Annotated in this window: 24 protein-coding genes; 15 read left to right on the top strand and 9 right to left on the bottom strand. The window is 60.2% G+C overall.

The window, feature by feature from the left end; translation table 11 throughout:
* Positions 1–48: 48 nt before the first annotated feature.
* On the bottom strand, positions 49–951 hold the full coding sequence (locus tag VD17_RS20475) for a LysR family transcriptional regulator (protein WP_046055377.1): 903 nt from the start codon (positions 949–951) through the stop codon (positions 49–51).
* Between the two features lie 283 nt (positions 952–1234).
* Here VD17_RS20475 and VD17_RS20480 point away from each other — a divergent pair, with 283 nt between their 5' ends.
* The 3 genes from VD17_RS20480 to VD17_RS20490 are packed head-to-tail and all read left to right on the top strand — an operon-like array spanning position 1235 to position 3828.
* Positions 1235–1933, top strand: a complete 699-nt coding sequence (locus tag VD17_RS20480) for a CoA transferase subunit A (protein ID WP_033058258.1) — start codon at positions 1235–1237, stop codon at positions 1931–1933.
* A gap of 36 nt (positions 1934–1969) precedes the next feature.
* Positions 1970–2635, top strand: coding sequence for a CoA transferase subunit B (locus tag VD17_RS20485; protein WP_010455523.1), 666 nt, complete (start codon positions 1970–1972; stop codon positions 2633–2635).
* An 11-nt stretch (positions 2636–2646) separates the two neighbouring features.
* Entirely contained in the window at positions 2647–3828 is a 1182-nt protein-coding gene (locus VD17_RS20490; protein ID WP_046055378.1) for an acetyl-CoA C-acetyltransferase, read from the top strand.
* Positions 3829–4091: 263 nt separating this feature from the next.
* Here the strand turns inward: VD17_RS20490 and VD17_RS20495 are convergent, their stop codons facing one another.
* Positions 4092–4694 carry an NADPH-dependent F420 reductase gene (locus tag VD17_RS20495; RefSeq protein ID WP_046055379.1) on the bottom strand — a complete coding sequence of 201 codons (603 nt, stop codon included), beginning with the start codon at positions 4692–4694 and terminating at the stop codon, positions 4092–4094.
* A 111-nt stretch (positions 4695–4805) separates the two neighbouring features.
* Here VD17_RS20495 and VD17_RS20500 point away from each other — a divergent pair, with 111 nt between their 5' ends.
* The 4 genes from VD17_RS20500 to VD17_RS20515 all read left to right on the top strand — a co-directional run bounded on the left by VD17_RS20500 (position 4806) and on the right by VD17_RS20515 (position 8463).
* Positions 4806–5702: a LysR family transcriptional regulator gene (locus VD17_RS20500; RefSeq protein WP_046055380.1), complete on the top strand. Its 897-nt coding sequence runs from the start codon at positions 4806–4808 to the stop codon at positions 5700–5702.
* Positions 5703–5939: 237 nt separating this feature from the next.
* On the top strand, positions 5940–6734 hold the full coding sequence (locus tag VD17_RS20505; RefSeq protein WP_046055381.1) for a hypothetical protein: 795 nt from the start codon (positions 5940–5942) through the stop codon (positions 6732–6734).
* A 58-nt stretch (positions 6735–6792) separates the two neighbouring features.
* Positions 6793–7704, top strand: a complete 912-nt coding sequence (yddG, locus tag VD17_RS20510) for an aromatic amino acid exporter YddG (RefSeq protein WP_046055382.1) — start codon at positions 6793–6795, stop codon at positions 7702–7704.
* An 84-nt stretch (positions 7705–7788) separates the two neighbouring features.
* Complete coding sequence (locus tag VD17_RS20515) at positions 7789–8463, top strand: glutathione S-transferase family protein (protein ID WP_046049595.1); 675 nt, start codon at positions 7789–7791, stop codon at positions 8461–8463.
* 150 nt (positions 8464–8613) lie between these two features.
* Here VD17_RS20515 and VD17_RS20520 read toward each other — a convergent pair whose 3' ends face one another.
* Positions 8614–8982 (bottom strand): DUF6124 family protein, encoded by a 369-nt coding sequence (locus VD17_RS20520; protein WP_046055383.1) that lies wholly within the window; start codon positions 8980–8982, stop codon positions 8614–8616.
* A 614-nt stretch (positions 8983–9596) separates the two neighbouring features.
* On the opposite strand from VD17_RS20520, the gene VD17_RS20525 reads away from it, so the two are divergent.
* Positions 9597–10184: a hypothetical protein gene (locus tag VD17_RS20525; RefSeq protein ID WP_046055384.1), complete on the top strand. Its 588-nt coding sequence runs from the start codon at positions 9597–9599 to the stop codon at positions 10182–10184.
* Between the two features lie 3 nt (positions 10185–10187).
* Here the strand turns inward: VD17_RS20525 and VD17_RS20530 are convergent, their stop codons facing one another.
* From VD17_RS20530 to VD17_RS20540, 3 genes are all read right to left on the bottom strand, one after another.
* Positions 10188–10904 carry an alpha/beta hydrolase gene (locus VD17_RS20530; protein ID WP_046055385.1) on the bottom strand — a complete coding sequence of 239 codons (717 nt, stop codon included), beginning with the start codon at positions 10902–10904 and terminating at the stop codon, positions 10188–10190.
* A gap of 183 nt (positions 10905–11087) precedes the next feature.
* Complete coding sequence (locus tag VD17_RS20535; protein WP_046055386.1) at positions 11088–12200, bottom strand: succinylglutamate desuccinylase/aspartoacylase family protein; 1113 nt, start codon at positions 12198–12200, stop codon at positions 11088–11090.
* 217 nt (positions 12201–12417) lie between these two features.
* A complete protein-coding gene (locus tag VD17_RS20540; protein WP_046055387.1) occupies positions 12418–13197 on the bottom strand; it encodes an ABC transporter substrate-binding protein in 780 nt (259 codons plus the stop codon).
* 259 nt (positions 13198–13456) lie between these two features.
* Here VD17_RS20540 and VD17_RS20545 point away from each other — a divergent pair, with 259 nt between their 5' ends.
* A complete protein-coding gene (locus VD17_RS20545; protein WP_046055388.1) occupies positions 13457–14092 on the top strand; it encodes a type 1 glutamine amidotransferase in 636 nt (211 codons plus the stop codon).
* A gap of 111 nt (positions 14093–14203) precedes the next feature.
* Here the strand turns inward: VD17_RS20545 and VD17_RS20550 are convergent, their stop codons facing one another.
* Positions 14204–14638 carry a rhodanese-like domain-containing protein gene (locus VD17_RS20550; RefSeq protein WP_046055389.1) on the bottom strand — a complete coding sequence of 145 codons (435 nt, stop codon included), beginning with the start codon at positions 14636–14638 and terminating at the stop codon, positions 14204–14206.
* A gap of 101 nt (positions 14639–14739) precedes the next feature.
* Between VD17_RS20550 and ftrA the strand changes: the two genes are divergently transcribed.
* Positions 14740–15714: a transcriptional regulator FtrA gene (gene ftrA, locus VD17_RS20555; RefSeq protein ID WP_046055390.1), complete on the top strand. Its 975-nt coding sequence runs from the start codon at positions 14740–14742 to the stop codon at positions 15712–15714.
* A 123-nt stretch (positions 15715–15837) separates the two neighbouring features.
* Here the strand turns inward: ftrA and cobF are convergent, their stop codons facing one another.
* Together cobF and VD17_RS20565 are read right to left on the bottom strand one after the other, a co-directional pair.
* The gene (gene cobF, locus VD17_RS20560; RefSeq protein ID WP_046055391.1) at positions 15838–16593 is read right to left on the bottom strand and encodes a precorrin-6A synthase (deacetylating); all 756 of its coding nucleotides are present in this window, start codon (positions 16591–16593) and stop codon (positions 15838–15840) included.
* Positions 16593–17165: a histidine phosphatase family protein gene (locus VD17_RS20565; RefSeq protein WP_046055392.1), complete on the bottom strand. Its 573-nt coding sequence runs from the start codon at positions 17163–17165 to the stop codon at positions 16593–16595. Before VD17_RS20565 ends, cobF begins: the two co-directional genes overlap by 1 nt.
* A gap of 341 nt (positions 17166–17506) precedes the next feature.
* On the opposite strand from VD17_RS20565, the gene VD17_RS20570 reads away from it, so the two are divergent.
* Genes VD17_RS20570 through VD17_RS20590 form a run of 5 tightly spaced genes read left to right on the top strand, consistent with a single transcriptional unit; the run spans position 17507 to position 22479 of the window.
* Entirely contained in the window at positions 17507–18361 is an 855-nt protein-coding gene (locus tag VD17_RS20570; RefSeq protein WP_046055393.1) for a MurR/RpiR family transcriptional regulator, read from the top strand.
* 2 nt (positions 18362–18363) lie between these two features.
* Positions 18364–19008 carry an isochorismatase family cysteine hydrolase gene (locus tag VD17_RS20575; protein WP_046055394.1) on the top strand — a complete coding sequence of 215 codons (645 nt, stop codon included), beginning with the start codon at positions 18364–18366 and terminating at the stop codon, positions 19006–19008.
* Positions 19005–20336: a glutamine synthetase family protein gene (locus VD17_RS20580; protein ID WP_046055395.1), complete on the top strand. Its 1332-nt coding sequence runs from the start codon at positions 19005–19007 to the stop codon at positions 20334–20336. Before VD17_RS20575 ends, VD17_RS20580 begins: the two co-directional genes overlap by 4 nt.
* On the top strand, positions 20320–21072 hold the full coding sequence (locus tag VD17_RS20585) for an N-formylglutamate amidohydrolase (RefSeq protein WP_046055396.1): 753 nt from the start codon (positions 20320–20322) through the stop codon (positions 21070–21072). The genes VD17_RS20580 and VD17_RS20585 overlap by 17 nt, the downstream gene beginning before the upstream one ends.
* A 57-nt stretch (positions 21073–21129) precedes the next feature.
* Entirely contained in the window at positions 21130–22479 is a 1350-nt protein-coding gene (locus tag VD17_RS20590; RefSeq protein WP_046055397.1) for an APC family permease, read from the top strand.
* Position 22480 lies beyond the last annotated feature (1 nt).

A 22480-nucleotide genomic window follows, 5' to 3' on the forward strand; every position in this document is an offset into this window, starting at 1 on the left:
TGACACTCCGCTATCGCGAGCAGGCTCACTCCTACAGGGAGGTTGTGATCAGGGCAGGGAAACTTGTTTGCCCAAGTTCTCTTCTTTCAGGATGTCGAACAACGCCTGCGCCGCCGCCGACAATTCAACTCCAGGCTTGGTCAACACCCCGATCGCCCGCTCCACCACCGGATCGCACAAGGTAATGCACCGTGCGCCCAGTTCCAGCATCTGCCCGACACACAACGCCGGCACCGCGCTCACCCCCAATCCACTGGCAACCATCCTTCCCACTGTCGCCAGCTGATGGCTTTCAAACTCCACCGGCAATTTCATCCCTCGCGCCTGCAAGTGCTCTTCGAGCATCACCCGAACCGTCGACGGGCGCTGCAAGGTGATGAACGGTTCCTTGAGCAAGGTCTGCCAATCGATGTCTTCCCGTTCGGCAAAAGGAGAATCCTTCGGCACCACGGCGACGAAACGATCCATGTACAACGGCGTGAAGGCCAGCGACGAACTCTGATTCGGTTCAAACGCCACCCCCAGCTCAACCTGCCGGTCACGCACCATCTCCAGCACCTGCTCGTTGATCACGTCATTCACCGTGACGTTGACCTTGGGATAGCGCGCGCGGAAGGTTTTCAGGATCGGCGGCAGCAGGTTGCCGGCAAATGAGGGCATCGCCGCCAGCGTCACGCGGCCACGCTGGAGAGTGAAGCGTTGGCGCAGCTCATCCTCGGCATTGTCCCAGTCAGCGATCAGACGACGCGCCAGTGGCACCAGCGACTCGCCTTCCGCGGTCAGCGCGACATTGCGCGTGTTGCGGGTGAACAGGCGCCCGCCCAGTCCCTCCTCCAGTGCCTTGATGGTCAGGCTCAGCGCCGATTGCGACAGGTGCAACCGCTCGCAGGCCACGGCAAAACTCAAACTCTGGGCCACGGCCAGGAACGCGCGGATCTGCTTGACGGTCATGCGCGGTCTCTCCAAGGTAACTACATTAATTCAACGTAAAAAAACCCTGTAGGAGCTGTCGAGTGAAACGAGGCTGCGATCTTTTGATCTTGTTTTTAAAGATCAACGTCAAAAGATCGCAGCCTCGTTTCACTCGACAGCTCCTACAGGTTCCTATGGCTTTACATTAGTGAGCTTTATCTATCAATCAACCTTAAAAATCAACTTAACAAATGAATACTGCGGCGAGACACTTCATCCCATACGGCTAGCCAGCCGCCCACAAAGAATAAAAGAGGTGCATATGGCAGGTTTCGACAAGCGCGTGAGTTCCTACGAGGAAGCCCTTGCAGGTCTTGAAGACGGCATGACCGTGATCGCCGGCGGCTTCGGTCTGTGCGGGATCCCGGAAAACCTCATCGCCGAGATCAAGCGCAAAGGCACACGCGACCTCACCGTGGTTTCCAACAACTGCGGCGTCGACGGTTTCGGCCTCGGCGTGCTGCTGGAAGACCGGCAGATCCGCAAGGTGGTGGCCTCCTATGTTGGCGAGAACAAGTTGTTCGAAGACCAACTGCTGAAAGGCGAAATCGAAGTCGTCCTGACCCCCCAAGGCACCCTCGCCGAAAAAATGCGCGCAGGCGGTGCCGGCATCCCCGCATTCTTCACCGCGACCGGCGTCGGCACTCCCGTTGCCGACGGCAAGGAAGTCCGCGAATTCCATGGCCGCAAGTACCTGATGGAAGAATCCATCACCGGTGACTTCGCCATCGTCAAAGGCTGGAAAGCCGACCATTTCGGCAACGTCATCTATCGCCACACCGCCCAGAACTTCAACCCGCTGGCCGCCACTGCCGGCAAGATCACCGTGGTCGAAGTCGAAGAAATCGTCGAACCCGGCGAGCTGGACCCGGCGCAGATCCACACCCCTGGCATCTACGTCGACCGGGTCATTTGCGGCACGTTCGAGAAGCGCATCGAACAGCGCACCGTGCGTAAGTGATCCCCTGCCCCCGGACCGAATGAAGGAATAACAACAATGGCACTTTCCCGCGAACAAATGGCTCAACGCGTCGCCCGCGAAATGCAGGACGGCTTCTACGTGAACCTGGGCATCGGCATTCCGACCCTGGTCGCCAACTACATTCCTGAAGGCATGGAAGTCATGCTGCAGTCGGAAAACGGCCTGCTGGGCATGGGCCCCTTTCCTACTGAAGAAACCATCGATGCCGACATGATCAACGCCGGCAAACAAACCGTGACCGCGCGTATCGGCGCGTCGATCTTTTCCTCGGCCGAGTCCTTCGCGATGATCCGCGGTGGTCATGTCGACCTGACCGTGCTGGGCGCCTTTGAAGTAGACGTGCAAGGCAACATCGCCTCGTGGATGATTCCCGGCAAACTGGTCAAGGGCATGGGCGGCGCTATGGACCTGGTGGCCGGCGCAGACAACATCATCGTCATCATGACCCACGCGTCCAAGGACGGGGAGTCCAAGCTCCTGTCCAAATGCAGCCTGCCGCTGACCGGTGCGGGGTGCATCAAGCGTGTGCTGACCGACCTGGCTTACCTGGAAATCGAAAACGGCGCGTTCATCCTCAAGGAACGTGCACCGGGCGTCAGCGTCGAGGAGATTGTCGCCAAGACCGCCGGTAAACTGATCGTGCCGGATCACGTTCCGGAAATGCAGTTCGCTGCCCAGTGAGGAATCATTCCATGCAAGAAGTCGTCATTGTCGCCGCCACCCGCACCGCCATCGGCAGTTTCCAGGGTGCCCTGGCCAACGTGTCCGCGGTTGATCTCGGTGCCGCGGTAATCCGTCAGTTGCTGGCGCAAACCGGCCTGAACGTTGCTGAAGTCGATGAAGTGATCATGGGCCAGGTGTTGACCGCCGGTGCCGGGCAAAACCCTGCGCGCCAGTCCGCGATCAAGGCCGGTCTGCCCTTCACCGTGCCTGCGATGACCCTGAACAAGGTCTGCGGCTCGGGCCTCAAGGCGCTGCATCTGGCCACTCAGGCGATTCGCTGCGGCGATGCCGACGTGATCATTGCCGGCGGCCAGGAAAACATGAGCCTGTCCAACTACGTCATGCCGGGTGCTCGAACCGGTCTGCGCATGGGTCACGCGCAAATCGTCGACACCATGATCAGCGACGGCCTGTGGGATGCGTTCAACGATTACCACATGGGCATCACCGCAGAAAACCTGGCTGAGAAGTACAACCTGACCCGCGAACAGCAAGACGCCTTCGCCGCGGCCTCGCAGCAGAAAGCCACGGCCGCCATCGAAACCGGGCGTTTTGCCGACGAGATCACGCCGATCCTGATTCCTCAGCGCAAAGGCGATCCTGTTGCTTTCCAGGTTGACGAACAGCCACGGGCCGGCACCACGGCCGACTCCCTGGGCAAACTGAAACCGGCCTTCAAGAAGGACGGTTCGGTGACCGCCGGTAACGCCTCGTCCCTGAACGACGGTGCCGCCGCCGTAATCCTGATGAGTGCGGAAAAAGCCAAGGCCCTCGGCCTGCCCGTGCTGGCGAAAATCGCCGCTTACGCCAATGCGGGCGTAGACCCGGCGATCATGGGCATCGGCCCGGTCAGCGCGACTCGTCGTTGCCTGGACAAGGCCGGCTGGTCCATCGACCAACTGGATCTGATCGAAGCCAACGAAGCCTTCGCTGCACAATCGCTGGCGGTGGCCAAGGACCTGGAATGGGACCTGAACAAGGTCAACGTCAACGGCGGCGCTATCGCCCTGGGCCACCCGATCGGTGCATCGGGTTGCCGGGTGCTGGTGACTCTGCTGCATGAAATGATCAAGCGTGACGCCAAGAAAGGCCTCGCCACCCTGTGCATCGGTGGTGGTCAGGGCGTGGCACTGGCGATCGAACGGGCGTAAAGCGTTCAACAGACGGTGCGGGGACCCACGAATATCCGTTCGCCGTCTGGCAATACACCCGGTGCTTCCGAGTTAAATCTGAGCCGCTTTTGTGGCGAGGGGGCTTGCCCCCGTTGGGTTGCGCAGCAGCCCCCAAAATCTCGGCAATTGTCGAAGACTTTTGGAGCGCTTCGCACTCCAACGGGGGCAAGCCCCCTCGCCACAATGAGCATACATTCAGGCTTGCCTCAGCTGTTTGGCACCGGGTTCTTTTTGTCTGGCCGTCAGGCAAATTTCACCAGATTCAGCACCGGCAGCGGACCGCCTGGAAACTGCACCAGCCGCGCACCGACGCTCAATTCCCCCAGATCAATCCCGAAGAAGCCCAGCTGTTCGATCAGCGCCGCCACTTGAGCTTTCGCATCGGCATCATCACCCGAGAGAAACAGCACTCGGCGCCCGCCCTCCGCCGCCGGATCGCTCTCCAGAAAACGCGCCTGAAGGTGATTGAACGCCTTCACCACCCGCGCACCGGGCACCCATTCGGCAAACACTTCGCTGGACGTCCGCCCCTGCAAATCCACCGCCTTGAACGACGGCGCCTCAATTGAGTTGTTGGCGTCGATGACAATCCGTCCGCCAAAATCCGGCAGGCCGGCGAGCGCGGTCGGCAACTTCGACCAGTTGACCGCGACCAACACGATGGCTTGTGCGGCGGCCTCCTCGCGAGATCCGGCACGCGCCGTTGGTCCGAGTTCTTCCACCAGCGAGGCCAGGCTTTGCGGGCCACGGCTGTTGGCGATAACCACTTTAATGCCTTGACGTGACAGTGCTCTGGCAAAGCCTGCGCCGATTGCGCCGGCGCCGATGATTCCGATGGTGCTCATGGTTGTTCACTCCGTGGGTTGTCGTTGGAGTGAATACTGCGCTTGCCATTAGTGTTTGATTAGCGGGTAATGCCTTGAATGATCTTCAAGCATGACTAGCAGGTGCCTGCCATGGAAACCCTCGCCAATCTCGAATCCTTCGTCCGCAGTGCCGAAACCGGCAGTTTCTCCGCCGCCGCACGGGTGCTCGCGCTGACCCCGGCCGCTGTCAGCCGCAACGTGGCGATGCTCGAACGCAACATCGGCGTGCGGCTGTTCCAGCGCTCGACCCGCAAGCTGTCCCTGACCGAAGCCGGGGAACGCTTTCTGACGAGTATCGGCGGTAATCTGCAAGCACTGCAGACAGCAATCAGCGCGGTGAGCAGTGACCAAGGCGAGCCGACGGGCGTGCTCAAAGTCAGTCTGGCGCCGACGTTTGGCATCGATCATGTCTTGCCGCTGCTGCCGGCGTTCCTGGCGCGCTACCCGCTGATTCGCCCGGAATGGCACTTCGAAAACCGCCCCGTGGATTTGATTGCCGAAGGGTATGACGCGGCCATTGGCGGCGGCTTCAAGTTAACGCCCGGTGTGGTGTCGCGGACGTTGGCGGCGGCGCATGTCGTGGCGGTCGCCTCTCCCGCCTACCTCGCAGGACGCAGCCTGCCCGACAGTCCGGCAGACCTGTCGGGGCACACCGGCATTGTGATGCGCGGCACCCGCACCGGGCAGATTCGCCAATGGCTGATGCACGATGGCGCGGGCCACGAAGCACCGGCCAATCTGAATGAAAACATTGTGCTCAATGATCCGGCCGCCATGCGTGAAGCGGCGATACTCGGCCTGGGCGTGACACTGCTGGTGTTGCCGGATGTGCTGGCGAATATCCAGCGTGGCGAACTGGCGCGCCTGCTGCCCGACTGGCACGCCGACGCGGGACCGATTTCGCTGTACTACCCGAGCCGCACGTTGATGCCGGCCAAGACCCGGGTGTTCATCGACTTTGTGGTCGAGGCGTTTGAACGGGGTTGAAGAAACCCTGTAGGAGCTGCCGAAGGCTGCGATCTTTTGATCTTGATCTTCGGCGGCGCTGAAATTGCTGAAAATCAAAAGATCGCAGCCTTCGGCAGCTCCTACATGGACCGTATCGTGAACACCTGAGTCAGCATTAAAAACCACAATCTTTGTATACAAAATCACGACATCTATAGAGCAATCACTCCCACGCAATGCTAACGTTGCCGACTCACTCAAGTCGGAGGTACGTGCGTGCTGTTACTCAAACTGCTGGTCATCCCAGGATTTCTCTTGCTGATTTCCCTGGCCGGTAAACGCTGGGGACCGAGTGTCGCCGGTTGGCTGTCGGGGTTGCCAGTGGTGGTCGGGCCGATTCTGTTCTTTCTCGCCATCGAACAAGGCCAGGTGTTCGCCGCTCAATCGGCGACGGCAGCGCTGTCGGCGATGTTCGCGATGATTGCCTTTTGCGTGACCTACGCTCAGGTTGCACAGCGCGCGGGTTGGCCGTGGGCGCTGGTGATTTCGCTGTTGGTCTGGGCCACGGCGGCCGTAGTGCTGTCGTTGATTGCGCCGTCCCTGGTGTTCTCGGTGATCGCCGCCGCGACCGCCCTGCTGGCGGCGCCGTATCTGTTTCCCTCGGTACAGCCGATCGTGTCGGGCCCGGCGCCGAAGTCCGACAAATTGCTGTTGCGCATGATTGCCGGCGCCCTGCTCACCCTCGCCGTCACGTTGTTGGCCAGCACCGTTGGTGAACGCTGGAGCGGCCTGCTCGCCGTGTTCCCGGTGCTGGGCAGCGTGATGGCGGTGTTCTCCCAGCAAACCCGCGGGCCGGCGTTTACCGCTGCTTTGCTGCGGGCGACGGCGACCGGGATGTATTCGTTCGCCGCGTTTTGCCTGGTGTTGGCGCTGGCCTTGCCAGGCATGGGTTTGAGCGCGTTCGCCGTGGGCGTCGCGGTGTCCGTGGGTATGCTCGGGGTGACCAAGCGCTTGTTGGCCAAGCCGGCGAACCCGGTAGCGGACGCTGGACGTACGGCGATCAAACGCTAAGCTGCTTGATGTCATCGGGCCCGGATGGTCGCCCGCTCATCGCGCTGAAGGAACAGACATGACTCCGCTTCGAAACAGCCACAGCGCGACGGCCGTAGGCGTGATTGCGATTGTGCTCTGGTCCTCCCTGGCCTTGCTGACCACCCTCACCGAAGGCATTCCACCCTTTGAAGTGCTGACGCTGAGTTTCGGCGCGGCGTTCGCGGCGAGCCTGGTGATTCTGGGCCGACACGGGCTCGCCGGGTTCACCAGTTGGCGCCAGCCCTGGGCCGTTTGGGCGACCGGGTTCGTCGGAATTTTCGTTTATCACGCGCTGTACTTTTTCTCACTCAAAGCCGCCCCGGCGGCTGAAGCCAGTCTGATCAACTACCTTTGGCCGCTGTTGCTGGTGTTGCTGTCGGCGTTCTCGGTCGGCGAAAAGCTGCACAAGCGGCAATTGCTCGGCGCACTGCTGGGCCTGGCCGGCACGGCCTTCATCATGCAGCAGCGTGCCCCGAATGCTGGCGCCGCGATGCCCATCGCCGGTTATCTCGCGGCGTTCGGTTGTGCGCTGATCTGGTCCGTTTACTCGGTGATCAACCGCCGGTTCAGCGAAGTACCGAGCAGCATCATTGGTGGCATCTGTGGCCTGGTCGCCGTGGCCGGACTGGTTTGTCACCTGATGTTCGAAATCACGATACAACCCGACTTCAGCCAATGGACCGCGATTGTAGTCCTCGGACTCGGACCGGTAGGTCTGGCGTTTTTTGCCTGGGACCACGCCACCAAACACGGCAGTCTGGCGACGCTGGGGGCGCTTTCCTACCTGGCGCCGCTGATGTCCACGTTGTTGCTGATCACCGTGGGGCGCAGCCATGCCAGCCCGATTCTGATCGTCCCCGCGCTGCTGATTATCGCCGGGGCAGTCATCGCCACGTCGCGATCAACCGTCAAAGTGCCGATAACACGTTCGATAGTTTCGAACGAGTGAAGCAAAAAGCTCGCACGTCATTCGAACGGGTTTACTTCAACATCAGCCTCAGTTCAATACCCACCACTGACTGAGGCCTACACCATGAAGTTCTTTTTCCATCCTTCGCCCAATCCGATGAAAGTCGCCCTGCTGCTCGAAGAACTGCAAACGCCCTACGAATTGATTGGCGTCGACACCTTCAAGGGCGAGCAACACCTGCCGGCCTTTTTGGCGATCAACCCGAACGCCAAAGTGCCAGCCCTGGTCGATGGCGACGCGACCGTCTTCGACTCCCAGGCAATCCTGCTGCACCTGGCGCAGAAACATCAGCGCTTCCTGCCGACCTCCGTGGCCGGGCAAGCCGAGCTACTGTCATGGCTGATGTTCATCGCCACTGGCCTGTCACCATTTTCCGGTCAGGCGGTGCATTTCCTGCACCACGCACCGGAAGACCTTGCGTATGCGAAAAACCGCTACCTCAAGGAAGTCGAACGCCACTACCGCGTGCTCGATCAGCGTCTGGCCGACCATCAATACCTGGCCGGCGACACCTACAGCATCGCCGACATGGCGCTCTGGGGTTGGGCCAATTACGCGCCGTACATCCTCGGCGAGAACGGCCTGGCGGCGTACCCGAACGTCAAGCGCCTGTTCGATGAAATCAGCGCCCGTCCGGCCGCCCAACGTGCCCACGGTCTTAAAGAGAAACTGGTGCTGAAGGCTGAATTCGACGAAGAAACCCGTCGCAACCTGTTCCCGCAGAACCAGGCGCAGTAACCCATTCACAGCATTCGAAGGTGATGAAATGAGTGATCAAGTCGCGTTTATTGTTTACTGCAAAAAAACATAAGGAAGCGCATCGCGGTTGCGACCCTTGACTGCTGCAAAACAGCGAGGGCGCAAGCGCCCTCGCTACCCGCCTGGCTACTACCCAGGCTTGTGGTTATCCAGTACGCGATTGACCGCTAACTCACTCAACATGATGACCCGTTGCAGCACCAGCATCGTTTGCCGTCGTGGGCCGTCGGTCAAGTCAGTGAGATCGTTGACCATGGCGCTGGCGGATGCCAACGATTCGCAGGCCTCGACGAGCAACGTTTCGTCATCCACCGCTGCGTCGATGGTGAAAATGGTGCTGGGCTTGCGGGGCGGTATCTGCGTTTTCGACGCCCCGGGGTTGAGGTAGAAGCTGAGTGCGCGGTCGGCCGCCTCTTTCATTTTCTTGGGGTCAAGATCAAGAAAAGCGTCGTAGGGTATCGGAGTGGTATTCGGGGGGTTGGGCGTAACTTTGAACATAGATGAAGCTCCCATTTTCAATATTGAGATTGAGGAGCCATCACCCTCGCTACCAAACGAAGGGTGGCGGCCATACGTGGGTTGGTAGACCGGTCGAAAACGGGAAACCCGGCGCTCACAAAGGAGCCCCACGCATGCCCACCATAAAGCCGAGTCCCAAAAAAAGAGACTGCATAGGTGTCGCCATGTGACCGTTTCGAGGTGGGCTACCAAACCCGATCACTGTTTTGCAGTGACCAGCAAACGATATAGCCCGCCCCACAGCCGCACAAGCCAGCGAATTCTGGCGTACGCGTAGGCAACGACGCAAGGCGTTGTAGCCGTTAGGACGTAACAGCGGGTGTCTTTAAACGCGTACGTTAAACGCGTGAAAGCTTTCCAAAAATCGAGGAAGCGTTCGACATTTTTCCGGGGGCGCGACCTTACCCGCTGGCCGCTTTAAATCCTGCCGGACTCGCGTGGCGACGTAGTGTTTTTTGAGCCCATAAGTAGCCATAGGTAATTGCGCTGGCCAAAGGAACGTGACCGTCCGTTAGACCGCGCTGGAATGCGCCGCAACCTCCATGGGATGATCGCCCCCCACCGCGAGACCGACCATCCCCTGGAGTTTCTGAATGTCATTGTTGAGTAAAAAAACCGTTGTCTTGTTGTTGACGGCGGTTGCCAGCCTGGGAGCGCTGAATGCGCAGGCCGCCAAGGCCACTGCCAGCGATACCGCGCCCGCACAGAAAGTCTCGATGCTCGGCGGCAAGTTCACGTTCACCCTGCCTAAAGGCTTCGTCGCCAACCCGTTGCCTGCCGGCGACGCGACCACCGGCACCGCCGGGGCAACGGGCACCATGTACACCAATCAGGCGACTAAAACCGTTGTGATCGCCGCTGAAAACACCATCCCCAGTGGCCTCAACGTCAAAGACAACGACGGTCAGTTCCTCGACTCCACGGCGTCCGCCTTCGCCACCGAACAAGCCACGGCGCTGCCGGACTTCACCAAACTCAGTGAAAAAAGCCTGACCCAAAAAGGCACTGGCCTGGGGTTGCGGCAGATCGACAGCACCGCCACCCAGGGCGGCGGCAAAACCCTCGACACCACGCTGATGGCCGCGTCCAACACGCGCATGGCGATCGTTCAGGTGATTTCCCGCCTCAGTGACAATGCTGGCCACGAGACGCTGGTCAAACAGATCGTCACTGGCAAGTAAGTATCAAGGATTGAGGCGCTGCAACCAGGCGCTCAAGTCCTGCAATTCGACAGCACTGATGCTGTGACCGACGCCAGGGTAGGCATGAAATTCAGGCTTGAGTGACAGGCTCTGCAACAGGCTGTCGGCGTCCGTACCGTCAATGTACGGAAGACGTTTATCCGCAGTGCCATGACCGATGAAAATCGCCAGCTTCTGGCGCTTTTCATCCGGTTTCAGTTCGGACCGGAGCACCGGCAAAATCCGTCCGCTCAACGCCGCGATCCCGCCCACTGCCTCGGGATGACGCAGGGCCACCTCGTAGGACATGATCGCGCCCTGGCTGAAACCCACCAAGAACACCTTGTTCGGTTCGGTGTGATATTTCTTCGCCGCTTGTGCGACGAAATCCAGCAAGACCTCACCGCTGGCCTTCAGATCATCGGTCTCGCCGTTGTAGGCACCTTCGCCTTTCTTGCGAAACCACTGATAGCTGCCCTCTTCCATCGTCATCGGCGCCCGCACCGACAGGAAGTTGTATTGCGCGGGCAACTCATCCTTGATGCCGAACAAATCCTCCTCGTTACTGCCGTAACCGTGAAGGAAAATCACCAGGGGCTGATTGCGCGATTCGGGGTTGGCCTGTTCCAGGTACTTGAGCGGCAGATCGGTTTGCAACGGGGTTTGAGCGTGGACGGCGGCGGACGCCAGGAGTGTCAGCAGAGCGAGAAACTTCAACATAAACCTTCCTTCACAGAGCGCAGGATTCGGGGCAGAGCCTAACACTGTGAAGCTTGCCGGGGCATATTAGGTGCTGCTGATGCCGCCTTCGCGAGCAGGCTCGCTCCCACAGGGGAATGCATTTCAAATGTGGGAGCGAGCTTGCTCGCGATGAGGCCCTAAGACGCTACGAAGATTCCTCGGCTAATCGTTGATGAGTTTTCCGACCCGAATCGGTTCACGCCCCGCGACCTTCGCCTGCCAAGTGCCCGGCTGCGTATAACGCCCACGATCAATCGCAAACAACACGCCACTGGTCCCGGCGCAAACGGTCGTGACCCGATCATTCAGCGGGTCGACCACTTCAAACAGCGCATCACCCTTCTCCACCCACTCACCGGAATCGCGCAGGAAACTGACGACCCCGTGATGCGGCGCGAACAGGTATTGGGTGCCTTCGAACGGCATGCCTTCACAGCATTCGCTCGGGGCCGATGGCCAAGTACCGGTGATGAAACCCTGCTCGGCGAGGAACCCGAGAATCGCCTCGCAATTGGCTTGAGCCTGATCGACTCGCGTATCACCCATGCTGCCCAGCTCCAGCGTCGTCGCCAGATTGGCCGGCGGGATCGCGGCCTCAGGGAAAGCCTTGGCCAGGCGCAACCACGGCGTTGAACACGACTCATCGAATGAGCTGCCGCCGGAGTCTTCACAGAGCAACGCCACCCCAGCCTTCAAACGTGCCGCCAGGGATTGCCACTGCGGCCAGTGTTGCGGCAAGGCATACAGATGAATCGCCGCGTCGAAATCACAATGCAGATCGAGGGTGATGTCGGCCTCACAGGCGTGGCGCAGCAGCAAGCGGTGCATGGCTTCAAGCTGCGAGGCAGGTGCCGGCAAGCCGTCGAGTACCTGGCCCATGGTCTGGCGAATCAGCGCAATGTTGGCAACCGCATCATTGCCCAACCGATCACCGATCAACTCGGCCACCGGTGCGCTGAGTTCGACGAAGGAGCGGTTGAAGTTCTTGCCGCTGCCCAGTTCGAAGCGGCCCATGTGGCTGCCTTGCAGGTGTTGATCGAGGCCGATGGGATTCGCCACCGGGACCAGTTCGATCACGCCCTTCAATTGACCTTGGGTTTCGAGCTCGGCCAGACGTTTTTTCAGCTCCCACGCCGTGCGCATGCCCGGCAGTTCATCAGCGTGCAGGCTGGCCTGGATGTAGACCTTGCGAGTGCCCGCGCCAAAACGAAACACGCTGAGGGTGCGCTCGGTGCCCAAGTGACTCCAGGGCAGTGAATGATCGATGCGTTGCATGGGGGTGCTCCTGTAGCTATCGGTGCTCAGGATCGCTGAGCGTAGGAGCTGCCGAAGGCTGCGATCTTTAGATCTTGATCTTTAGCGGCAGTGAAACTGCAGAAAATCAAAAGATCGCAGCCTTCGGCAGCTCCTACATTGGATGTATGTCGCAGGATAAATCACATAAAAAAAGTGGCAACCGCGTCAACGGTTGCCACTTTTTTGAACGGCGTGATTACTGGCCGTAAACGTCAAAGTCGAAGTACTTGTCTTGCACTTGCTTGTACTTGCCATTGGCGCGAATTTCGGTGATGGCGGTGTTGAATTTCTCTGCCAGCTCGGTATCGCCCTTGCGCACCGCAATACCGGCGCCGCCGCCGAAGTATTTGGCGTCTTCGTAGGTCGGGCCGACGAAAGCGAAACCTTTACCGGCGTCGGTTTTCAGGAAACCGTCGTCCAGGCTGACCGAGTCGGCCAGCATCGCGTCGAGACGACCGGCGACCATGTCCAGGTTGGCTTCCTGCTGCGAGCCGTAGCGAACCAGATTGATACCGGCCGGCACCAGCACTTCAGTGGCGAAGCGGTCGTGGGTACTGGCGCGCAGCACACCGACTTTCTTGCCTTTGAGCTCGGTCAGCGGGTCCTTGATGTCGGTGCCTTCCTTCATCACGAAGCGCGCCGGGGTGTGGTAGTACTTGATGGTGAAATCGACGTTCTTTTTGCGATCGTCGGTGATGGTCATGGACGACAGGATCGCGTCGATTTTCTTGACCTTCAGCGCCGGGATCAGGCCGTCGAACTCTTGCTCGACCCAGGTGCACTTCACTTTCATCTGCTCGCACAGCGCGTCGCCGATGTCCACGTCGAAGCCGGTGAGTTTGCCGTCAGGGGTTTTCATCGAGAATGGCGGGTAACCGGCTTCGATACCGAGGCGGATCGGCTTGGCGTCTTCGGCCACAGCCGTCAGAGACAACATCGACAGTGCCAGGGCACCGAACATCACTAGCTTCTTCATTTATAACTCCTGTGTGCGGAGGCTTTTATTGGCAGCTTTCGATTGGCTTTCGGTTGCTGCTTCCGATTGGAGAGCACCGAAGTGGGCGGCAGTCTAGAGCGGCTCAAGGAGGGCAAATTGTGTTTAAGCGACAAATACTTATAGAAAAGTGGCCGACGGATTCAAGTCCCTTGAAGCGTGCGCCAAGCCAGTGCAAAGACTGTAGGACAAGCCCTTTTTTCAGACAAAACCTACAAGCAAAAACTACAAGAGAGCCCTTATGCCCACGTTGAACCTGATCCAGCACCACCCCGCCGAAGGTCCCGGTGCCATTGCTACATGGGCTGCGTCCCGAGGTTTGACCTTGAACGTATTTCGCGCCGACCTCGGCCAGTTGCCGCCAGTGAGTGCAGTACCCGTGATTTTTTTGGGCGGGCCTTATGAATCCAACGCCGGACCCGCCTGGCTGGAAGCCGAACGCCAGTGGTTGGCAGGCAGTCTGGACCAAGGCGCGTCGGTGTTTGCGATTTGCCTGGGGGCGCAGTTACTGGCGCTGAGTCTGGGCGGGAATGTGCGGCGGATGGATCGAACCGAAACCGGTTGGACCCGCGTGACGTTCGCCGATGGTCAGCATCTGAACGTGCTGGAATGGCACGAAGACGCCATCGACCTGCCGCCAAACGCGCAGTTGCTGGCCAGCAGTGATCAGTGCGAGCAGCAGATGTTTCGCGTCGGGCCGACGCGGGTGGGGTTGCAGTTTCATCCGGAGTGGACGGCTGAATCGGTGGCGATGCTCAATGAACACTTTGCCGACGAGTCACCGCTGCCCCGGGGTCGACAGGACAGCGCCGCCTACGCGGCCGTGTTCGAGTGGTTGCAGGCGGCGCTAGATGGGTGGTGGGAGGCGCGGGTTTAAGAAGCAAGATCAAAAGATCGCAGCCTCGTTTCACTCGACAGCTCCTACAGGCGATCACGTAGACCTGTAGGAGCTGTCGAGTGAAACGAGGCTGCGATCTTTTCGACTACATCAACACTCGCAACCGATCACGGTGCTGACAGGCCGTTGCATCGCAACACTCAACTCAAAGCCTTCATCCAGCCACCCGGTCACCCCGCCGATCATTTCCTTGACCGGGTAACCCAGCGCCGCCAGTTTCACGGCAGCCTTGTTGGCACCGTTGCAGTGGGGCCCGGCGCAATACACCACGAACATGGCGGCTTTCGGGTAGGCCGCCAGACCTTCAGCGCTCAGCAGTCGCCCCGGAATATTGATCGCTCCCGGCACATGGCCACGCTCGAACGCGAGCGGGCCGCGCACGTCCACCAGGACAAAATCAACTTCGCCGGCCTGTTGGCTGCCGTAGACGTCGGAACAGTCGGTTTCGAAGGTCAGACGGTTGCTGAAATGCATCAGGGCGATGGCCGAGGGGGCGGCGGGAATCTTGCGGACCAGGCTGGTCATGGGCTGTACTCCAAATTCTGTGTGGGTGTGAGAAGACTTTATCCGCCCGGCGCTTGCGGCTAAAGTTGCGCACAAGACACTCACCGGGAACTTTCCGCCAAATGCAACCCACCCCTGGACTGGTCGCGATTCTGGCCTACGACGGCCTCTGTACATTCGAGTTCGGCATCGCCGTGGAGATCTTCGGCCTGGCCCGTCCGGAGTTCGACTTCCCTTGGTACGAGCACCGGATCGCCGCCGTGGATCAGGGCCCGATGCGCGCTATGGGAGGCATTCAGGTGCTGGCCGATGGCGGCATGGAACTGCTTGAGGACGCCCGGACCATTATCATTCCCGGCTGGCGTGATCGCAGCGCCCCGGTGCCTGAGGCATTGATCGCGGCCCTGCGCCAGGCCCATGCGCGGGGTGCGCGGCTGCTGTCGATCTGCTCAGGCGTGTTCGTGCTGGCGGCCACCGGTTTGCTCGACGGTCGCAGCGCCACCACGCACTGGCGCTACACCGCTGAGTTGGCCGAGCGTTTTCCGAACATTCTGGTGGACCCGGACGTGCTCTATGTCGATTCAGGTCAGCTGATCACCTCGGCCGGCAGTGCTGCCGGTATCGATGCCTGCCTGCACTTGGTGGCGCGGGACTTCGGTACGCAAGTGGCCAACTCGGTGGCGCGGCGGCTGGTGATGTCGCCGCAACGCACCGGCGGTCAGGCGCAGTTCATTCCGACACCTGTCAGTCCTACGCCGCGTAGCGATTTATCGCGCGTCATGCAGTGGGCACGCGAGCGTTTGCATGAACCGCTGGAGGTGCGCGAGCTGGCGAGTGAGGCGGCGATGAGTGAACGGACGTTTCTGCGCCGCTTCACTGAAGCCACCGGCATGCCGCCCAAAGCCTGGTTGCAGCATGAACGCCTGGGCCGGGCTCGGGAGCTGCTTGAGAGCACGAATCAGAACACCGACCAGATTGCCCAACGCTGCGGTTATCGCTCGGTGGAGAGTTTTCGGGTGGCGTTTCGTGGGGTGGTCGGCGTGCCGCCGTCGGTGTATCGGGAGCGGTTTGGGCGGGAGGTTAAAGCAATAATTTGAGGAGTTTTTGAGGGCCTCATCGCGAGCAAGCTCGCTCCCACAGTTGACCGAGTTGTATTGACGGACGCGGTCTATGTGGGAGCGAGCTTGCTCGCGATGAGGCCAGCGCAGACACCGATGCACTCAAGGCTTGCGCAACAAATAGGTATCCATAATCCACCCATTCTCCAATCGAGCCACCTTGCGCACCCGTTCGATCTCATCCGCCACATCCTTGAGCTTGCCACTGATCAGGATTTCATCCGGCGTCCCCAGGTAGGCCCCCCAGTAAATCTCCGTCTCCTGGTCCGCCACCCGATGGTAGGAATCTTCCGCATCCAGCATCACCACCAGGCTGTCGGCATCGCTCACCTGCCCCGCCGCCAGCCGTCGGCCCGTGGTGATTTCAATCGAGCGGCCAATGCGGTTCAGCGGCACCTTATGCTGCGCCGCCAGCGCCTGGACACTGGTGATACCGGGGATCACTTCAAATTCGAAGACGCACCGGCCCGAAGCCAGAATCGCCTGCAAGATTCGAATGGTGCTGTCGTACAACGCCGGATCGCCCCACACCAGAAAACCGGCGCACTGGTCATCCGTCAATTCCTCGCTGATCAACCGTTCGAAAGTCTGCTGCTTGGCCAGGTTCAGGTCTTCCACGCTAGCCTTGTAGTCCACATCACCGCGTTCGCGCTCCGGGCTGTGGGCCTCAACGAAGCGGTAGTCGCGATCGGTGATGTAGCGCTCGCAGATCTCGCGGCGCAGGTCGATCAATTTATCTTTGCTCTGGCCCTTGTCCATAAGGAAAAACACGTCGACGAGGTTCAGCGCTTTCACGGCTTGCATCGTGATGTAGTCGGGATTGCCGGCGCCGATACCGATGACCAGAAGTTTTTTCATCAACGTGCTCCCTCAGGGTCCGTGCCCAGCAAGCGTAGGCGCCAGCGGCCGTTGAACCGCAACTCGATGGCCGACAGCGGTTCAATGTCGATCAGGTTGAACGCTGCGCCTTGCAGCACCTGCGTCAGCGCGGCGCGAATGACAAACGGATGGGTGATGGCAACAATGTGTCCCGGTGTGGCCTCCAGCGTTTTCAGCCAAGCGGCGACCCGCTCACCGAGTTGCACCACCGACTCGCCACCGTGGGGCGCCGAATTCGGATCATCGAGCCAGACCTGCAGCGTTTCGGCTGCGTTTTTTTGCAGATCGTCGATCCGTACGCCTTTCCAGTGCCCGAAATCGCAATCCCTCAATGCCTCGACAATCTGCGCGTCGCTGCCGAACAGCTCGGCGGTTTGCCGGGTTCGCAGTTCAGGTCCACACATCAGTCGCGGCGTCCCTTTGAACTGAGCACGACGCGATCCCCTTGCCGATTGCCAATCCATCTCTATGGGCTCATTCGTAGGAAAACTCGCCAATTTTTGTGCGACGGTTCGAGCGTGGCACATCAGGGTCAAACGGGTCGCCTGCACGAGGGATCACTCTGTCGATGGAAATTGAAACGGCGTCACGCCGAAAATAGTTGCCCAATTGTGCCGCAAGAAGCGCGATCCAGGGCGTTTCGTTTGAGCCAGCCAACTCAGGTTCGACCTCACCCACACCTGAAAAAATCGGCGATATCCGACGCCGATAAGGGCAATGACCTACAAGCTCAGTCGACATCCATGTAGCCCAATGCCCACGGGCTTTTCGCCCTGTTTTGGGGCTTTAAAAAACCCTGAAAAAATTCACTAGACATGTTGAGTCCGCTACATAAATACTGTTTTAGCAATTTATGAAATGAAACCGACATACCCATCCAGCAGGAGCCCGGATGCCCTCTCTCAGAGACCTGATCACCGATCCCGGCCTGGACCTTACGCCGTCGGAACGCAAAGTCATCCGTGCCTTGCTGGACCAGTACCCGCGTAACGGACTGGGCCCGATGTCACGTTTGGCCGAACATGCCGGTGTCAGCGATCCCACCATCGTGCGACTGGTCAAAAAACTGGGTTTCAGCGGTTATGCCGATTTCCAGGATGCCTTGCTCAGCGACATGGACCACCGCCTCCGCTCCCCCAGGGCCCTGTTGCAACCTCGTGCCCATCTTCAGAAAGGCGACGCCTGGAGCCAATATCTGGCGCACAGCCATCGAGCGCTGGTGGACACCCATGCGCTGACCCAACCCGAAGATGTGCGGATTCTGGTGGAATGGCTGCTCGACACCCGCCATCAGGTGCATTGCTTTGGCGGCCGCTTCAGCAGTTTTCTCGCCAGTTATTTGCTCAACCACCTGCGCCTGCTGCGTCCAGGCTGTTTAGCCCTGGAAGACAACGCGCAACTGCCCGACCGATTGTTCGACGTGCAGCGTCAGGACGTGGTGCTGGTGTTCGACTATCGCCGCTACCAGTCACAGGCCCTGCGCGTGGCCAATGCGGCAAAAAGTCGATATGCACGCGTGGTGTTGTTCACCGACATCTATGCTTCACCGTTGCGGGAAATGGCCGACCTGATTATCAGTGCGCCGGTTGAGTCGGTGTCGGCCTTCGACTCCCTGGTTCCGGCGCTGGCCCAGGTCGAAGCGCTGATTGCCTGCCTGTCCCTGCGCAGTCCGGATCTGGCCGATCGCCTGGAAGGCATCGACGCCCTGCGGACCGACTTCGACACCCACCTGCTGGAGGATAAATAAGGATGTTCACGCTCCCCCACCACTCGCCTCGGGATTTGCCATTCGTCACCGATCACACCGCGCTGTTGCTGGTGGACATGCAACGCGCCTGGCTTGAACCGCAGTTCGACCCGCACCTCAACGGACCGGACGCCGAGTACTTCCTGACCCGCACCCACATGCAGGTGGTGCCCAATCAACGCCGATTGCTCAGCGCCTTTCGCAGCGCCCGGCAAAACGTGCTGCACACGATCATCGAAAGCCTCACCGCCGATGGCCGCGACCGCTCGCTGGACCACAAACTCTCAGACATGCACTTGCCCAAGGGCAGCCCGCAAGCGCGGATCATCGACGACCTGACCCCGGCAGAAAACGAAATCGTGCTGCCCAAGACCTCGTCCGGGGTCTTCAACTCCACCAACATCGACTACGTGCTGCGCAACCTCGGGACGCAGCACCTGATCATCGCCGGCATCATCACCGACCAGTGCGTGGACATGGCTGTGCGTGACGCCGCGGACCGCGGTTATCTGGTAACGCTGGTGGAAGATGCCTGCGCGACTTACACGCCCGCGCGGCATCAGGCCTGCCTGAATGCAATCAAGGGTTACTGCTGGATCACCAATACCCAGACGGTGCTCGGCCGGTTGCAGGAGATGCAGCCATGAGCGAACGCCTGTTGCCACTGCCCATGACCACCCTCGTCACCACCGACCTGATCGGCGTGACACGCGGACGCTCCTTTCCCACGGACGAACTCGAGCACTATCAAAGGACAGGATGTGGCTGGGTGCCGGCCAACAGCGCGCTGACCCCGCAAGACATCATCGCCTACGCCAACCCGTGGGGTGCTTATGGCGATTTGCGGCTGATGCCCGATCCGGCCAGCCGAGTGACGGTCAATAACGGCCCGGATGCCAACGCTCCGGCGCTGGATTTTATGCACAGTGACATTCGCGAAACCGATGGCCGCCCGTGGGGTGCCTGCCCGCGTACGGTGTTGCGCAACGAGGTAGAGCGTTATCGCGCCGAGTTGGGCTTGCAGGTCAATGCGGCGTTCGAGCATGAATTCAACTTGAACACCGGCGACGTTGAACACCTGGCGTTTTCGCTGCAAGCCCAGCGTCAGGGTGCCGAGTTTGGCGGTTGGCTGCTCAGCGCCCTGCGTGCCGGTGGCGTCGAGCCGGAAATGTTCCTGCCCGAGTACGGCAAGCATCAATACGAAATCACCTGTCGCCCGACCATGGGTGTGGCGGCTGCCGACCGCGCGGTGAACGTGCGTGAAATCAGCCGAGAGATCGCCCGGCAAATGGGCCTGGCGTTGAGCTTCGCGCCCAAGACCTCGGAGCATGCGGTGTGCAACGGCGTGCACCTGCACGTCAGCCTGCTGGACCTGGCTGGCCAACCAGTGATGTACGACGCCGGCACCACCAATGGTTTGTCGACCCTCGGCCAGCACTGGGCCGCCGGCATCCTGCATCACCTGCCTGCACTCTGTGCGTTTACCGCGCCGACGCCGGTGTCCTACGAACGTTTGCAGCCTCATCGCTGGAGCGCGTCCTACGCGTGCCTCGGCCAACACAACCGCGAAGCGGCGCTGCGAATCTGCCCGACGACAAGCCTGGGCGGCAAATCGGTGGCATCGCAATACAACCTCGAATTTCGCGCCATGGACGCCACGTCCTCACCGCACCTGGCCATGGCCGCGCTGTTGATTGCCGGTCGGCTGGGCATCGAGCAACGCCTGGCCTTGAACGCAATCACCGATGAAGTCCCCGACTCCCTGAACGAAGAGCAACGCCAGGCGCGCGGCATCGTCGCCCTGCCCGCGTCCCTTGCCCAGGCCCTGGATTGCCTGCGCAACAGCGAGGCCCTGATCGAAGCCCTGCCGAGCGCGTTGCTGGACACCTACTTCGCCCTTAAAACCGAGGAGCTGACGCTGACGGAACAGCTGTCGTCCGCCGAACGCTGTGAGCACTATGCGCGCCTGTACTGAATCTGCTGAGCTTGGTCTATACACCGAGCCCGCGTACACCCTGAGCCGGGAAGACTCCGGCCACCCGTTGATTTTGGTGTGCGAGCACGCCAGCCGTTTTATTCCGGCCGGGTTAAATGACCTGGGCCTGAGTCGCGAGGCGGCCCGCGAGCACATCGCCTGGGACATCGGCGCTCTGGCGCTGGCCGAGGGTTTGTCCCGAGCATTGGGCGCAACCCTGTTGGCGGCCAATTATTCGCGACTGTTGGTCGACCTCAACCGACCGCGCCAAGCCCCGGACAGCATTCCGGCGCAGAGCGAGATTTATCAGGTGCCGGGCAACCGGGACCTGGACGAAGCCACCCGCGAGTACCGTCGGCAAACCCTGTTCGAGCCGTTTCACTCGCGTCTGACAGACTTGATCGACGAACGTGTGGCTCAAGGACGACCGGTGCGGGTGGTAGGCATTCACAGCTTCACGCCGGTCTATCACGGCCAGCCCCGCTTGCTTGAAGTTGGCGTGTTGTATAGAGAGGCCAGGGAATATGCCCAGCGCTTGATCGATGGCTTGAGTCAGCACCCATTGAAGGTTGCCGGTAATGAGCCGTACAAAATCAACCCGCTGGGCGACATGACCGTGCCGGTCCACGGCGATGCACGCGGCCTGGAATCGGTGTTGATCGAGGTGCGCAACGACCTGCTGCGCACGCCTGAAGACATCAATCGCTTTACCGAATACCTGGCGCCGCTGTTGTAAAGGAATCGTTTCAAACTCGCAGCTTGCAGCTGCTTTGATCCCAAGGAGAAGGGCTTCATGGAAATAGAAGAATTCGGCTACAAGCAAGAGTTGAAACGCAGCCTGTCACTGACCGACCTGGTGGTGTACGGGATGATCTTCATGATCCCCATCGCACCGTTTGGTGTTTATGGCTACGTCAACGCCGAGGCCCCGGGCCTGGTGCCGCTGGCCTACATCATCGGCATGGTGGCGATGCTCTTCACGGCCCTGAGTTACGGCAGCATGGCTCGGGCCTTTCCGATTGCCGGCTCGGTTTATTCCTACGCGCAACGCGGCCTGAACCAGCACGTAGGGTTTATCGCCGGTTGGCTGATGCTCCTCGATTACCTGCTGATTCCGCCACTGCTGTATGTGTACGCGGCCATGGCCCTGAATCATTTGTACCCGGACATTCCGAAGGTCGGTTTCATCCTGGCCTTCCTGGTCAGCGCGACGTTCGTCAACTTGCGGGGCATCACCTTCACCGCGCGAATGAACATCGTCTTTCTGCTGGCGCAACTGGTGGTGCTGGGGATCTTCCTGTTTTACGCCTGGAACGCGTTGCACAGTGGCGGCGGTAACGGTCAGCTGACACTGGCGCCGCTGTACAACCCCGAGACGTTCAACTTCGCCCTGTTGATGCAAGCGGTGTCGATTGCGGTGCTGTCGTTCCTCGGTTTCGATGCGATTTCCACCCTCGCCGAAGAGATCAAGGGTGACCCGGGCCGCAGCATCGGCAAGGCCGCGCTGATCACGCTGGTGGTCATGGGCGTGATCTTCGTCGTGCAGACCTGGATTGCGACGGATCTGGCGGCCGGCATGGGTTTCAAATCGGCTGACACGGCTTTTTATGAAATCGCTGAACTCGCGGCCGGCAGCTGGCTGGCCACCCTGACCGCCGTGGCGACGGCGCTGGCCTGGGGTGTGGCGGTGGCAATCACCTCCCAAGCGGCAGTGTCTCGTCTGCTGTTCGGCATGGCCCGAGACGGCAAGCTGCCAAAGGTACTGGCCAAGGTTCATCCCAAACACAACACGCCGTACGTGAGCATCTACCTGGTGGCCGTACTGTCGCTGGTGATCTGCTACCTGTTCATCAACTCGGTGGACACCCTCACCTCACTGGTGAACTTCGGCGCACTGAGCGGCTTCATGTTGCTGCACCTGACGGTCATCAACTACTACTGGCGTCGGCAGAAATCCGGCCAGGTGATCCGTCACCTGATCTGCCCGGTGATCGGCTTCATCATCGTCGCGGCCATCATGTACAACATGGGCGTCGAAGCACAGAAACTCGGCCTCATCTGGATTGCCCTGGGCCTGGTCTACCTGTTTGTACTCAACAAACTGGGCACCCGTGCGGTACTGCCCGACCCAAGCAACGGCTGAC

This window comes from Pseudomonas fluorescens (assembly GCF_000968015.1).
In the GTDB taxonomy this organism is placed as follows: Bacteria; Pseudomonadota; Gammaproteobacteria; order Pseudomonadales; family Pseudomonadaceae; genus Aquipseudomonas; species Aquipseudomonas fluorescens_W.